Annotated in this window: 13 protein-coding genes; 5 read left to right on the top strand and 8 right to left on the bottom strand. The window is 68.1% G+C overall.

The window, feature by feature from the left end:
* Positions 1 to 28 precede the first annotated feature (28 nt).
* On the bottom strand, positions 29 to 373 hold the full coding sequence (locus AKJ13_RS06885; protein WP_050732683.1) for a DUF6460 domain-containing protein: 345 nt from the start codon (positions 371 to 373) through the stop codon (positions 29 to 31).
* Positions 374 to 573: 200 nt separating this feature from the next.
* On the opposite strand from AKJ13_RS06885, the gene AKJ13_RS06890 reads away from it, so the two are divergent.
* Genes AKJ13_RS06890 through pdeM form a run of 3 tightly spaced genes read left to right on the top strand, consistent with a single transcriptional unit; the run spans position 574 to position 4,798 of the window.
* Entirely contained in the window at positions 574 to 1,530 is a 957-nt protein-coding gene (locus tag AKJ13_RS06890) for an alpha/beta hydrolase (RefSeq protein ID WP_050732684.1), read from the top strand.
* Positions 1,527 to 4,043, top strand: coding sequence for a ligase-associated DNA damage response DEXH box helicase (locus tag AKJ13_RS06895; protein WP_050732685.1), 2,517 nt, complete (start codon positions 1,527 to 1,529; stop codon positions 4,041 to 4,043). Before AKJ13_RS06890 ends, AKJ13_RS06895 begins: the two co-directional genes overlap by 4 nt.
* Before the next feature lie 41 nt (positions 4,044 to 4,084).
* On the top strand, positions 4,085 to 4,798 hold the full coding sequence (gene pdeM / locus AKJ13_RS06900; RefSeq protein WP_007567852.1) for a ligase-associated DNA damage response endonuclease PdeM: 714 nt from the start codon (positions 4,085 to 4,087) through the stop codon (positions 4,796 to 4,798).
* Positions 4,799 to 4,805: 7 nt separating this feature from the next.
* On the opposite strand, the gene AKJ13_RS06905 is transcribed toward pdeM, so the two are convergent.
* The 3 genes from AKJ13_RS06905 to AKJ13_RS06915 form a co-directional block, all read right to left on the bottom strand.
* On the bottom strand, positions 4,806 to 5,195 hold the full coding sequence (locus AKJ13_RS06905; RefSeq protein WP_050732686.1) for a DUF3455 domain-containing protein: 390 nt from the start codon (positions 5,193 to 5,195) through the stop codon (positions 4,806 to 4,808).
* A gap of 199 nt (positions 5,196 to 5,394) precedes the next feature.
* Positions 5,395 to 6,855 carry a PAS domain-containing methyl-accepting chemotaxis protein gene (locus tag AKJ13_RS06910; RefSeq protein ID WP_050732687.1) on the bottom strand — a complete coding sequence of 487 codons (1,461 nt, stop codon included), beginning with the start codon at positions 6,853 to 6,855 and terminating at the stop codon, positions 5,395 to 5,397.
* A gap of 196 nt (positions 6,856 to 7,051) precedes the next feature.
* A complete protein-coding gene (locus AKJ13_RS06915) occupies positions 7,052 to 8,038 on the bottom strand; it encodes a CorA family divalent cation transporter (RefSeq protein ID WP_050732688.1) in 987 nt (328 codons plus the stop codon).
* Between the two features lie 210 nt (positions 8,039 to 8,248).
* Between AKJ13_RS06915 and groES the strand changes: the two genes are divergently transcribed.
* A complete protein-coding gene (groES, locus tag AKJ13_RS06920; protein WP_007567860.1) occupies positions 8,249 to 8,539 on the top strand; it encodes a co-chaperone GroES in 291 nt (96 codons plus the stop codon).
* 72 nt (positions 8,540 to 8,611) lie between these two features.
* Positions 8,612 to 10,255: a chaperonin GroEL gene (gene groL, locus AKJ13_RS06925; RefSeq protein ID WP_050732689.1), complete on the top strand. Its 1,644-nt coding sequence runs from the start codon at positions 8,612 to 8,614 to the stop codon at positions 10,253 to 10,255.
* A gap of 80 nt (positions 10,256 to 10,335) precedes the next feature.
* Here the strand turns inward: groL and AKJ13_RS06930 are convergent, their stop codons facing one another.
* From AKJ13_RS06930 to AKJ13_RS06945, 4 genes are all read right to left on the bottom strand, one after another.
* Complete coding sequence (locus tag AKJ13_RS06930) at positions 10,336 to 11,154, bottom strand: prephenate dehydrogenase (protein ID WP_050732690.1); 819 nt, start codon at positions 11,152 to 11,154, stop codon at positions 10,336 to 10,338.
* A gap of 370 nt (positions 11,155 to 11,524) precedes the next feature.
* Positions 11,525 to 12,034 (bottom strand): 5,6,7,8-tetrahydromethanopterin hydro-lyase, encoded by a 510-nt coding sequence (fae, locus tag AKJ13_RS06935; protein ID WP_007568574.1) that lies wholly within the window; start codon positions 12,032 to 12,034, stop codon positions 11,525 to 11,527.
* Between the two features lie 239 nt (positions 12,035 to 12,273).
* On the bottom strand, positions 12,274 to 13,107 hold the full coding sequence (locus AKJ13_RS06940; protein ID WP_050732691.1) for a triphosphoribosyl-dephospho-CoA synthase: 834 nt from the start codon (positions 13,105 to 13,107) through the stop codon (positions 12,274 to 12,276).
* Positions 13,104 to 14,012 (bottom strand): RimK family alpha-L-glutamate ligase, encoded by a 909-nt coding sequence (locus tag AKJ13_RS06945; RefSeq protein WP_050732692.1) that lies wholly within the window; start codon positions 14,010 to 14,012, stop codon positions 13,104 to 13,106. The genes AKJ13_RS06940 and AKJ13_RS06945 overlap by 4 nt, the downstream gene beginning before the upstream one ends.
* Positions 14,013 to 14,124: the final 112 nt, after the last annotated feature.

A 14,124-nucleotide genomic window follows, 5' to 3' on the forward strand; every position in this document is an offset into this window, starting at 1 on the left:
TAGCCGACGCGGACGATTTGCGATGCGCTCAGCGCGCCGTCGCGAACAGCCTCGAGATCAGCCAGAGCGGGATGACCACGACGGCTCCGGCGACGATCCAGCCGCCGAAATCGTGAAGGGAGGCGAGGCCGATCTCGAGCAGCGCCTGGGCCGAATCGTAGATCCGCCAGAACAGCCGGCCCGGCGTGAGGCCGAGCAGCGACATGCCGGCGCCGACCAGCATCGACAGGAACAGCAGGCGCAGGAACACGCCGGCGGGCGAGCCGCCGAGGAATCGGCGCAGCGCGGAGGCCCGCGGCGGGTAGGTTTCCGCGTCATAGGTGCCGTTCGGCGGCGGGGCACCGTGCCGGCGCCGGTCGTGATCGACGAGCATCGCGTCCTCATGAAGCCAGGGGCACCCGGATCGGCGACGAAGCGGGCGGAACCGTGGCCGGCACACCACACCGCGTCGAAACCGGATCCCGGATCAGGCGTTAGCGGGTTTCACCCACGGACCCGAGATGGCAAGCGAGACCCGTCCCGCCAAGATGCCGGGAATGGCCGCGGGACAAAGCCGACGGGACGAGACCCAGCATGATCGACCACGCCCTGTTCGACCCGGCGACGATCGATCCGGAGACGCTTCGGCTGAATGCCGAGATCGTCGCGGCTCATGCCGCCCTGCCCGACCCCTGGTCGCTGCCCATCGAGGAAGTGCGTGCCCGCCGCCGCGCCGGCACCAAGGCTGCGCCCGCGATGCCGCACAGCGCCCGAGCCGAGTGGCTGACCATTGAGGGGCCCGCCGGCCCGCTCAAGCTCCGGGTCATCCGCCCGAGGGCCCCGGCGAAGCTGCGCGGCGCCTATCTCCACATTCACCGGGGCGGCTGGGTCTGGGGCGCCGCCGATGAGCAGGATCCGTGGCTCGAGCGCATCGCCGATGCCTGCGGCTTCGTCGTGCTGTCGGTGGAGTACCGGCTCGCCCCCGAACATCCCTACCCCGCTGCCCTGCTCGACTGCGAGGCCGCGGCCCTGTGGCTCGCCGGGCCGGGCCGGGCCGAGTTCGGGATTCATGCGCTGACGATCGGTGGCGAATCGGTCGGCGCCCACCTTGCCGTGATGGTGCTGCTGCGCCTGCGCGACCTGCATGACCAGTCGCGCGCGTTCCGAGGCGCCAACCTCAATGCCGGGTTCTACGACCTCGGCCTGACCCCGTCGGTGCGCAACTGGGGCGACGAGCGCCTCGTCGTGAATACCCTCGATCTGACCAAATTCGCCGATGGCTACGTCCGCGAGGGGATCGACCGGCGCCGGCCCGACGTGTCGCCGATCTATGCCGATCTGGAGGGCCTGCCGCCGGCCCTGTTCACCATCGGCACCGCCGATCCGCTCCTCGACGACACGCTGTACATGTCGGCCCGCTGGGCGGCGGCCGGCAATGGTGGCCACACCGCGATCTATTCCGGCGGCTGCCACGTCTTCGCCCGCTACCCGGGTGCGATGAGCGAGCGCGCCCTCGAGCTGATCGACCGCTTCCTGATGGCCCTGGCCTGAGCGACGCCCAAGAGATCCTGCCGCCGGCCTTCCGGGCGTGGTTCGCGGCGCGTGGCTGGACGCCCCGGTCGCACCAGCTCGACCTGTTGCGGATCGCCCGGGCGGGCCGCTCGGCCCTCCTGGTGGCACCGACGGGGGCCGGCAAGACGCTGGCGGGGTTTCTGCCGAGCCTCGTCGCCCTCTCGGAACGGGCCGCCGGCAAACCCGAGCCCAAGGCCGCGAAAGGGCTGCACACCCTCTACGTCTCGCCGCTGAAGGCGCTCGCGGTCGACATCGCCCGCAACCTCGACACGCCGATCGCCGAGATGGCGCTGCCGGTGCGGGTCGAGACTCGGACCGGCGATACGCCCGCGCACAAGCGCACCCGGCAGATCAGCCGTCCGCCTGACATCCTGCTCACGACGCCCGAGCAGCTCGCCCTGCTGATCGCCCATCGCGACGCCGCCAAGTTCTTCTCCGGGCTGCGCTGCGTGATCCTCGACGAGCTGCACGCCCTCGTGACCTCGAAGCGCGGCGACCTGCTGGCCCTGGCGCTTGCCCGGCTGCACCGCCTCAGCCCGGACCTGGCGGCGATCGGCTTGTCCGCGACGGTCCGTGAGCCGGACGAGCTGCGCAAGTATCTGGTGCCGCAGCGCGCGGATTCGCCGCCCGCCATGGCCGACCTCGTCACTGTCCGGGGCGGCGCCAAGGCCGACCTGCGCATGCTGGATCTCGGGCGGTCGCTGCCGATCTCGGGGCACACGGCCTGGCATTCGATGCCGGCGATCTACGACCTGATCCGCGCGCACCGCACCACGCTGGTCTTCGTCAACACCCGGCTCCAGGCCGAGTACACGTTCCAGGAGCTCTGGCGGCTCAACGACGACGCCCTGCCGATCGCGATCCACCACGGCTCGCTCGATGCGCAGCAGCGCCGCCGCGTCGAGGCCGCGATGGCCGCGGGCCAGCTGCGGGCGATCGTCTGCACCGCGACCCTCGATCTCGGCATCGACTGGGGCGATGTCGATCTCGTGGTCAATGTCGGGGCGCCCAAGGGTGCGAGCCGGATCATGCAGCGGATCGGCCGGGCCAACCACCGGATGGACGAGCCGTCGAAGGCCTATCTGGTGCCGGGCAACCGCTTCGAGATGCTGGAATGCCAGGCGGCCCTCGACGCCGTCGAGGAGGCCGCGCAGGACACCCCCGACGCCCGGCTCGGCGCCCTCGACGTGCTCGCCCAGCACGTGCTCGGCATGGCTTGCGCCGACGCCTTCGATCCGCTGGGTCTCTACGAGGAGATCGTCTCCGCGTCGCCCTATGCGGGGCTGACCTGGGAATCCTTCGAGCAGGTCGTCGATTACGTGGCCACCGGCGGCTACGCTCTGCGGGCCTACGAGCGCTTCGCCAAGATCCTCCGCGGGTCCGACGGGCTGTGGCGGGTGCGCGACGCCCGGACGGCCCAGGCCTACCGGATGAATGTCGGCACGATCGTCGAGGCGGCGCGGGTGCGGGTGCGGCTCGGCCGGACGCTGCGGAGCAAGCCCGGTACGGTCCTGCCGAAAGGCGGACGGGTGCTGGGCGAGATCGAGGACGAGTTCGCCGACACGCTCACGATCGGCGACACCTTCCTGTTCGCCGGCGAGACCCTGCGGTTCGAGGGCCTGGCCGAGGACGAGGCCCTGGTGACCCGCGCGCCGCTCGGCACCGATCCGGCGATCCCCTCTTATGCGGGCGCGAAGTTTCCGCTCTCGACCTTCCTGGCCGAGCGGGTCCGGGCGATCATCGCCGACCCGTTCGAGTGGGACCGCCTTCCGAAGCAGATCGGCGAGTACCTGCAGCAGCAGCGCCGCCGCTCGGTCCTGCCGGGCGAGCGCGACCTGCTCGTCGAGACCTTTCCCCGGGGCAAGCGCCATTACCTCACGGCCTTCCCGTTCGAGGGCCGGCTGGCCCACCAGACGCTCGGCATGCTGCTCACCCGCAGGCTGGAGCGCGACGGGCTGCGCCCCCTCGGCTTCGCGGCGAACGATTACGGCATCGCGATCTGGACCACCCGGGACGTGTCCGAGCGGGCCGTGCTCGATCCCGACTTCATCGGCGACCTGTTCGCGGTCGACATGCTGGGTGACGACCTGGAAGCGTGGCTCGACGAATCGGCGATGATGAAGCGCACCTTCCGGCAATGCGCGGTGATCGCCGGCCTGATCGAGCGCCACCATCCGGGCCTGAAGAAGTCCGGCCGGCAGGTCACGATCTCCACCGATCTGATCTACGACGTGCTGCGCAAGCACCAGCCCGACCACCTCCTGCTCCGGGCTGCGCGGCAGGATGCGGCAACCGGACTCCTCGACGTGAGGCGCCTCGGCATGATGCTAGAGCGCATCCAGGGGCGAATCATCCACAGGGCTCTCGACCGGGTCTCCCCGCTCTCCGTATCCGTCATGCTCGAGATCGGGCGTGAGCGGGTCTACGGCGAGGGTGCCGACGAGATCCTGGCCGAGGCGGAGGCCGAGCTTCTTCAGGAAGCTCTGTCCTGACCGGCGATCCGCCCTCCCCCGACGAATCCGAGGATGCGATCTTGGCGGCCGGCCTGAGACTCGAGAAGACTCACAAGCACCCGACCCTGTTGCTGGCGGGCGAGACCCTGATGCTCGACCTGTGCGGCGGCGTATGGCTGCCGGAGCATCGCACGCTGATCGTCTCCGACCTCCACCTGGAGAAGGGGTCGTCCTACGCAGCCCGCACCGGCCAGTTTCTGCCGCCCTACGATACCCGCGAGACCCTGGCCTGTCTGCACGAGGCTGTGACCCGCCACGATCCGGCTCGCGTGGTCGCCCTGGGCGATTCGTTCCACGACGACCGCGGGCCGGAGCGGATGGAGCCCGGCGACCGGGCCATGGTGGCGGCTCTGCAGGAGGGACGGGACTGGGTCTGGATCGCCGGCAACCACGATGCCGCTGTCAGCGAGGGCGTCGGCGGCCGCTATGCCGACGCGCTGACCCTCGGCGGCCTTGTCCTGCGCCATGAGCCGAGCGCGGAACCCGTGATCGGCGAGATCGCGGGCCATCTCCATCCCTGCGGCAAGGTCGCGATGCGTGGCCGGGCGGTCCGCCGGCGCTGCTTCGTCACCGACGGCACCCGCCTCGTGATGCCGGCCTTCGGTGCCTATGCCGGCGGGCTGAATGTCCGCGACCGGGCGATCGAAGGCCTTTTCCCGAACGGGTTCACGGCGCATCTGCTCGGGGACGGACGGGTCTTCGCCATCGGCCGGGCGCAACTCGCCCGGGACTGACGCACGCTCAGCGATAGAACGTGTAGGTCGCGGTGTAGGGCACGCGCACCGTCTGTCCCGGCGTGCAGCCGCCCGCCGGCTTCTCCCCGCCATCCGTGTCGCTGCGCAGCACGTAGCGTGTCCCCGCGAGCATTCCCGATCCGGCGGCGCGGGCGGAGAGCATGAGCCAGGCGACGGCGTGCGGTTGTGGCGCCGGGGCCTGGTCGATCACCGACCCGACCACCCGGGACCCATCCTGGATCTCCCAGGTCGGACCCTCGAAATGGCGCCCGACCACGCGCCCATCCGGCTGGACGAGGTCCGCATCGGGCTTGGCGGCGCTCCAGACCGGGCCCCCCGCCCCGGAGATGCACGTATAGATCTGCGCTCCCCGCGCGGCGAAGCTGGCAATCGACACGCTTCCGGCCGGCGGCGCGAGAGGCGCCGGTTCAGCGAGGGCGAAAGCCGGCGCGCAGCACGCGAGGGCGATGAGGGCAGGCCGCAGGGTTCTAGTCAGGGCGTAGGCGATCGGTTCAGCTCCGTCCGGACGGGTCGAACCACGGAACGGGGGAAGCCGCGTGCGGGTTTCATGCCGCGGCCTGTCCCCGTCCGCTGGCTCAGGCGGATTTCATGAACCGATCGATGCTCTCCGCGAGATCCGAGGAGTGGACGGCCAGGCTCTCGGCGACGCCCAGGACGGCCTCAGCCAGTTGACCGGTGGCATTGGCGGCCTGCGAGACCCCGCCGATATTGCCGGACATCTCGTGGGTCGAGACCGCCTGCTCCTCGACGGCGCTGGCCATCGCCAGGGTCAGCGTCGAGAGTTCGGCCACGGCGGCGGTGATCATCTCGATCGCCCCGACCGCCTCGCCGGTGGCGTTCTGGATCGCCGCCACCTGCTGGGTGATCTCCCCCGTGGCCTTGGCGGTCTGTTCGGCCAGAGCCTTGACCTCGCTGGCGACCACGGCGAAGCCCCGCCCGGCGGCACCGGCACGGGCCGCCTCGATCGTAGCGTTCAGCGCCAGCAGGTTGGTCTGGCCGGCGATCGACTTGATCATGCTGACGACCGCGTCGACCTCGCGGGCGTTCTCGGCCAGTTGCCGCATCGTCGCGTCCGTGGTCTCGGCCTGGATGGCGATCTGCCGAGCGCGCTCCGAGACCCGACCGACCTGGCCGGAGATCTCTTGGATTGCGCCATTCATCTGCTCGGAATTCGACGCGACCGACGAGGCCTTCTGACGGGCAGAATCCGCCGACTGCGTCAGCCCCTCGGCCGAGTGCTGCATGTCGCGGACCGCCGACCCGACGGCGTCGACGACGCGGCTCACGTCGGTGGCCATGTTCACCTGCGCGGACACGACTGCCCAGGTCAGCATCGGGCCGATATACCGGCCCTTCCGATCGTTGACGGCGGTGACCTGCAGGTCGAGCGTCTCCGGGCCGACCTTGATCTTGGTCCGGTGCGGCAGCCGGCTCGCATCCGCCAGCATGTTGCGCTGGTGGTGCGGGTTCTTGTGGAACACGTCGAACGAGTTGTTGACCATCTCGTCGACCTTGATCGGCAAGTATTTCTCCAAGGGGGCCAGCGTCTTGCGCGAGGTGGTGTTCAGGTAATTTATTTTGAAATCGTTTTGCGGATCGGCGGTCATGACCGCAACCGGCATGTTGTCGATCATCGACATCAGGCGGTCGATATCATTCTTCTTGGCCGAGATGTCGGCGGCGAACTTGACCACCTTCACCGGTTTGCCGCGGGCATCGAGCACCGGATTGTAGGTCGCTTCCAGCCAAACCTCCGACCCGTCCTTGTCGAGGCGCAGAAACTCGCCGGTGACGTATTGCCCGTCCTTCAACTTCGCCCAGAAATCCGTGTATTCCGCGCTCCTGGCAAAGGCCGGGTCGACGAAGATGCGATGGTGCTTGTCGCGGACATCCGCCAGGGTGTACTTCATCAATCTGAGGAAGTTCTCGTTGGCATCGAGAACCTGGCCGTCCATCGAGAATTCGATGATGGCCAGCGACCGATTCAAGGCGTCGAGCTTGGCCTGCGACTCGCTGTAAACCGATTTTTTGAACATATCACTGCTCGCGCTTCTCGAGCGGAAACCTAGCGCATAGTACGTTAATTTTGACCTAACTTGCCGAATTCAGAAACGGTACCGGTTTAGATTGCGGCGCGCAAGACAGATTTGTGAATTTTTGAAAACCTGTGCTTACAGTATTCCGGGATTTTCAGGGATGTTCCGGCAAACATTCTAAACTTAGGTGCGAATATCAGAACCATCCGCGTATCCGGAAGTACACGATCGGTGCCAGGGCGCTGAACAGGATCAGGCCGAGCGCGTAAGGGTAGCCGTAGGCCCAGTCCAGTTCGGGCATGTGTTTGAAGTTCATGCCGTACATCGAGGCGATCAGGGTCGGCGGTACGCCCACAACCGAAACGACGGTGAGGACGCGGAAGACGTTGTTCTGCTCGATGTTGATGAGCCCGAGCGTCGCGTCGAGGAGGAACTGAACGTTCTCGGCGAGCCGTGTCTCGAACTCGTCGAGGGATTCGATATCCCGCCGAATCGTTTCGAAGCGCCCATCCTCCGGCAGCCCGAGCCCATCGCAGGCAGCCGACACGAACGGCACGATTCGCTCGAGGCCGAGCAAGCTGGCGCGGATCTTCCCCAGGACCTTTCCGCGGTTGCTGATCCCGCGCAGGATCCGCCGCAGCGCCAGGTCGCGCCGGCGCGGCGGAGGGCTCTCCATCCGGCGGCGATTCGCGCCACGCAGGTCGAAATCGAAGATGCGCGTCGAGAGCTGGTCGAGTTCCGAGGCCATGTCCTCAAGGGCGTCTGCCAGGCTGTCGACCAGCTCCTCCAGGATGACCAGGAAGATCTCGCTCGGGGATACGCTGCCGTCGCCGTCGACGATCCGTTTCTGGGCCGAGTCCACCGCGCGCAGCTCGTGGAACCGGATGGTGACGAGGTGATCCTTCGATAGGAGGAAGCCGAGCGGCTTCAGCTGCGACTCGCTGCGCTCGAAGGTGATCATCGGCGTCGAGAGCGACAGGCCGCCTTTCACCCGCCGCAGCCGGCTGGAGGATTCGACCTCGGACAGCGCCGCCCGCGACGGCACGCGCAGACCGGTCGCCGCCTCGACGGCGGCGGCTTCCTCGGAGCTCGGATCGTTCAGGTCGAGCCAGACGGCGTTGCCGGGAATCGGGCCGCCGAGTTCCGGCGCAACCGCGCCGTCGGGTCCGTGCAGGCTCAGCATGAGAGCGCGTTGTCCGTGGGAAAAGGAAGGCTGATGTCGCGTCATCGCGCCGTCGCGCGCAGGTGCGACAGCCTTGACTCGGAACCAGGCGAGGGCTATCTCGCCGCCGTCATTGGCACTCGCCAAGACAGAGTGCTAACAGTCGGGTTTGGAAGCGGTCCCGCAGGCCGCATCAACGCCAACTGCAGACCTGAAGCAAGAGGGCAGCTCATGAAGTTCCGTCCGCTGCACGACCGCGTGGTCGTCCGTCGCATCGAGAGCGAGGAGAAGACCAAGGGCGGCATCATCATTCCGGACACCGCCAAGGAGAAGCCGCAGGAAGGCGAGATCGTCGCCGTCGGCCCCGGTGCTCGCGACGAGCAGGGCCGCGTCAACGCGCTCGACGTCAAGGCCGGCGACCGCGTCCTGTTCGGCAAGTGGTCCGGCACCGAGGTCAAGATCGACGGTCAGGATCTCCTGATCATGAAGGAATCCGACATCATGGGCGTCGTCGCTCTCTGATCGGATCGCCTTTCCCCGCCCTTTGAGGCCGTCTGAGGCCTTGGGGTTCAACCCAAATACAAGAGGCAAACCATGGCAGCGAAAGACGTTCGTTTCTCCGCCGACGCGCGCGATAAGATGCTGCGCGGCGTCGACATCCTCGCCGACGCGGTGAAGGTGACGCTGGGCCCGAAGGGCCGCAACGTCGTGATCGAGAAGAGCTTCGGCGCCCCGCGCATCACCAAGGACGGCGTGACCGTCGCCAAGGAGATCGAGCTCGCCGACAAGTTCGAGAACATGGGCGCCCAGATGGTGCGCGAAGTGGCCTCGAAGACCAACGACATCGCGGGTGACGGCACCACCACCGCGACCGTGCTGGCCCAGGCCATCGTCCGCGAGGGCGCCAAGTACGTCGCCGCCGGCATCAACCCGATGGACCTGAAGCGCGGCATCGACCTCGCCACCGCCGCTGCGGTGAAGGACATCATCGCCCGCGCCAAGAAGGTCTCGACCTCCGACGAGGTCGCCCAGGTCGGCACGATCTCCGCCAATGGCGACAAGGAGATCGGCGAGATGATCGCCCACGCCATGCAGAAGGTCGGCAACGAGGGCGTCATCACCGTCGAGGAGGCCAAGACCGCCGAGACCGAGCTCGACGTCGTCGAGGGCATGCAGTTCGACCGCGGCTACCTCTCCCCGTACTTCATCACGAACGCGGAGAAGATGGTCGCCGAGCTCGAGGATCCCTACATCCTCATCCACGAGAAGAAGCTGTCGTCGCTCCAGGCGATGCTGCCGGTGCTCGAGGCCGTGGTCCAGACCGGCAAGCCGCTGCTGATCATCGCCGAGGACATCGAGGGCGAGGCCCTGGCGACCCTCGTGGTCAACAAGCTGCGCGGCGGCCTGAAGGTCGCGGCCGTGAAGGCGCCGGGCTTCGGTGACCGCCGCAAGGCGATGCTCGAGGATATCGCGATCCTGACCAAGGGCCAGATGATCGCCGAGGATCTGGGCATCAAGCTCGAGAACGTGACGCTCCCCATGCTCGGCCGCGCCAAGCGCGTGCGCATCGAGAAGGAGAACACCACGATCATCGACGGCGTCGGCGAGAAGTCCGACATCGAGGGCCGCATCGCGCAGATCAAGGCGCAGATCGAGGAGACCACCTCGGACTACGACCGTGAGAAGCTTCAGGAGCGTCTGGCCAAGCTCGCGGGCGGCGTCGCGGTGATCCGCGTCGGCGGCGCGACCGAGGTCGAGGTCAAGGAGAAGAAGGACCGCGTCGACGACGCCCTCAACGCCACCCGCGCGGCGGTCGAGGAAGGCATCGTCCCGGGCGGCGGCACCGCGCTGCTGCGCGCGAAGAAGGCGGTTGCCGAGCTGAAGTCCGACATCCCGGATGTCCAGGCCGGCATCAAGATCGTCCTTAAGGCCCTTGAGGCCCCGATCCGCCAGATCGCCCAGAACGCGGGCGTCGAGGGCTCGATCGTGGTCGGCAAGATCACCGACAACACCTCCTCGGAGACCTACGGCTTCAACGCCCAGACCGAGGAGTATGTCGACATGATCCAGGCCGGCATCGTCGACCCGGCCAAGGTGGTGCGCACCGCTCTGCAGGACGCCGCTTCCGTGGCCGGCCTGCTGGTGACCACCGAGGCGATGGTCGCCGACGCGCCGAAGAAGGACAGCGGCGCCCCCGCGATGCCGGGCGGCGGCGGCATGGGCGGCATGGACTTCTAAGTCCAAGCCACCCGGTCGGGACAAAGGAAGGGGGTCGCCGCGAGGCGGCCCCTTTTCTTTTGGGCAGCCTGGTTCCCTCATCACGCTCCGGCCTGTGTCCGGGCGGTTCGAGTGGCCGGCCACTCGCCGGCAGCGGGATCGCCGTCCCGGGCGAGATCGGCCTCGACGTGAGCGGCGAGGCTGAAGAAGCGCTGGCGGACCTCGGCGGCGAACGGGTTCGACCGCTCAATCGCCTCAAAGACTTCGGGCGCGTCATGCCGGACCATGTCCACCGCCTGCATGAGCAATGAAAAGCTGCGCGTCGTCATGTGCGTCGGGAGTGGTTCCATGGCGACGAGCACCCGCGCGATCAGATGGGTCAGGCCTTGGACCGCTGCGGCCTCGCGGTCGTGGGCTTCCGGCGTCGTGACGATCACTTTCAGCTTCAGCACTTTCCGAAGGAAAGCGGCTGCACGCCGCCCACGCCGTCCAGAGACCGGACACACGGCGATACTCAGGCCGGCGATCCCGTCGGCGGCGCTCTGCGGGCCGAACAGAGGATGGGTGCCGAGGATCTCGACGCTGTGGGGTAGCCCCGCCCGCATGATCGCGACGGGCTCCATCTTCACCGAGCCAACATCGACCACCAGCGTTCCCGGCCGGAGATGCGGGCTTATCGTGGACACGACCGCGGCCAGGCTGGAAACCGGAACGGCGAGGATGACGACCGGGCAACGAGCCACCGCCGCCAGGTCCGTCCGCACGGCACCGTAGGTCTGGATATCGGGCTCGGCCGGGCGCGGGTCGTAGACGCGCAATGCCATATGGGGCGCGAGGTATCGGGCCATCAGACGACCGAAGGCGCCGAAGCCGATGATGCCGATTACCGGGCGGAGCTGAGTGGCTTGGGAGACTGACACGGTGACCTCGGGCAGGCGCGAGGTCGGCGGATCAGGAACAGGAGCAACCGCCGACGACGCAGCGGTTGTGCATGACAAGCAGGCCGCCGCTAAGGGAGCGGCGCGTAATACGATCCGGTGCGGAACAAGCTTAGCATGGTGGGGAGCCTCTAGGCGGTCCCGCCGAGCGCGTCAACCGGACCGCACCGACGGCCAGATCGGGCTGAACACGCAGCGTTCCGCTTCGAACGTGTTTTAAGAACGAAAAACGGGACGGCTTGCGCCGTCCCGTCGGTGGTCGTTCCTATCGGCCTAAGAAGATCGAAGCCAGTCGCTGGAGCAGGCCCCGCGGTGCGGGCGGAGGCTCATTCTGCCCAGGACGGTCCCCGATCTAATTGGCGGCGAAGGGATGCTGGGCCGAGTTGCGCTGCTCGGTGACGGTCGAAGCCTTCGGCTCGCCGTTCACGGCGCGCTGGATCGAGAGCTTGGTCGCCTCGTAGTTGTACTTCTGGATCTTGGCGTCGTCGGCCGCTTCCCAGTGAATGAACACACCGACCAGGATGAACAGATCGTCGGCCTCATCGGCCGGGATGATGCCTTCGGCAACGGCGTCCTGGACGGCCTTGGCAACGCCGTGCTGGGCCGGGCCGAACATCTGGACGGCCTGACGGGCGTCGTTGATGGTGACCTTGTTGAACATCAGGGTGTTCGGCTTGCACGGCAGGTTCGGCGCGATGACCGCGAGCAGGCTGGTGAAGCCGTGCTTGTTGTTCACGAGGCCGTTGCAGAAAGCCGTCTCGGCGGGCGAGCCGCGCGGTCCGATGATCAGGTCGATGTGAGCGACTTCGTTGCCGTCGCCGACGAGGGCTTCGCCAACCTGAACCTTGGTGATCTTCGCCATTCGGTGTCTCTCCCTGGATTCCGAAATAGGGCCGCGGCGCCGGGCGATGCCAGCGGCCGGGAAGCCATCCTTGTTATCGGCGCCCGATCCTCCGGCCGAGCCGGTTGGGCCGAGCCGGTTGGGCCGGACAGCGCGCCGGACCCTACAGTGCGGCCCTGCGGCTCACAACCCGCGCAAGGCCCTGGACCTGAGGAATTTCTTTGACGGCGGACCGCGAAAGGCCGGAACTTTTCCGTGCTTCACGCGAGGGCGGCGCCGGCCGCCGTCAGGGCTTCCCAGAAGACGGTCGCCACCGTGAAATCCGCGCTGGTCCCGGGATTCAAGGCACGTGCCTTCAAGGAGGCGTCGAGAGCGAGCAGCGTTTCCACCGGCCGGTCCGCGAGATTGAGGTTAGCCAGCATTGTATCAACCTCCCGGCGCACGGCCTCGGCGACCGATGCGCCGGCCTTGCGGGCAATGTGGCTGTCCGGAACCGAGCGGAGATAGGCCAGATGGATCGCCGTGGTGCACCATGTCGGATCGAGGCCGGCGGTGCGCGCCTCGGCCAGGGCCGGCAATCCGATCGCGGAGATATCCGTGAAGCCGGTGTCGTAGGCGCGCGCGATGCGGTCGCGACCGGCCGCCTCCGCCATAGCCGCGCGCAGGGAGGGCGGGGCGTCAGACGTGACGTCGTGCCGCTCGGCCCGGCCGAGGCCGCCCGGATTGGCAAGCCGGATCGCCGCGAATACGGCTTCGGAATCCGCAGCCTCGAGCGTGTCGAGCACCGCGGCGACCGATCGACCCTGCTCGGCTGCGGCGGCGAGCGGGGCGCAGAGCAGTAGAATGCCGAGATTGGTGTTCTGGCCGACGGCCGCCAGGGTCGCCGCCACGCCGGCGCGGACCCGTTCGCCGATTCCCGTGCTGGCCCGGGCCAGTTCCGGGGCCGAGACATCGGCGCTGGTCACGAAATCCGCCACCACCATGCGATGGCCGGCCGCGTAGGCGTGGACGTTGCCGGGCTTCAGCGCTTCGAGTTCTGCCAGGCAGGCGGCGCGGTAGAGCGTCCCGATCAGCCCTGGGTCGAGGGCGCTCATGCCACCACGAGCCGCGGAACGCTGGCGCCCCGGACGGCGGCGAGAAAACCCCGAACCACGGTGGCGGCGATGTCGGTCTCGCACACCGTCTGGAGGCCCGACCAGGCCGGCATGGAATTGACTTCGAGGATCGAGAAGCCGCCCTCCCCGTCTTCGACCAGGTCGACTCCGGAATAATCGACCCCGACCGCCGCTGCTGCGGCCTCCGCCATTTCGGCGGCAGCCGGCGGCATTGCCCAGTGCAACGGACGGCCGCCGCGATGGACGTTGGTGATCCAGCCGTCGCCCTCGCGAATCATGCCGGCAATCGCCCTGCCGTCACAAACGAAGACGCGGTAGTCGCGCCACAGGCCGTCGCGCCGGGGCACGTAGCGCTGGAGATAATAGACCCTCGCCACTGCGTCCTCGTCGGGCAGGTCCTCGGGCCGCTCGATCAGGGCCAGCCCCTCTCCCTGCGAGCCGAAGAGCGGCTTGAGCACCAGCGGCGCGCCGGGGCGGCTCTCCTGGTCGACGATCCCAGCGGCGGCCTCGCGCTTCGAGACAACCCAGGTCTCCGGCGTCGGCAGGCCGGCACGGGCGATCAGCAGGGAGGTTGCCGCCTTGTCCACGGAGCGCTCGATGGCGGTGGGCGCATTCCACACGGTGACGCCTGCCGAGACCAGGGCGTGCAGCACGCCGAGCCGCATGGTGGTCGCCTCGAACGTGCCGCCCGCAATGGTCCGCAACAGCACGCCGCTGGGCAGTGAGCCGGCAAAACCCGGGACCCGCAGGGGCTCGCCGCCCCCGGTGGCCACGATCACGTCGGCCAGCGAGAACAGCACCGGCTCGACGCCCTGCGCCCGCAGGGCCGCCAGGAGCCGGGCCTTGTGCCAATTGCCGTTATCGGCCGCCAGGGCGATGCGCATGGATGGAAGACTCTCGACGGCCCTTCCGTGCGGGGAAGGCTTCAGCCGTTGCGGTTTCGAGGCGTATCGTGACGGGCCGGCCGCGACACGCACCCTGTCTATCGGGGCCAAC

Source organism: Methylobacterium sp. ARG-1, from assembly GCF_001262595.1.
Taxonomy (GTDB): domain Bacteria; phylum Pseudomonadota; class Alphaproteobacteria; order Rhizobiales; family Beijerinckiaceae; genus Methylobacterium; species Methylobacterium brachiatum.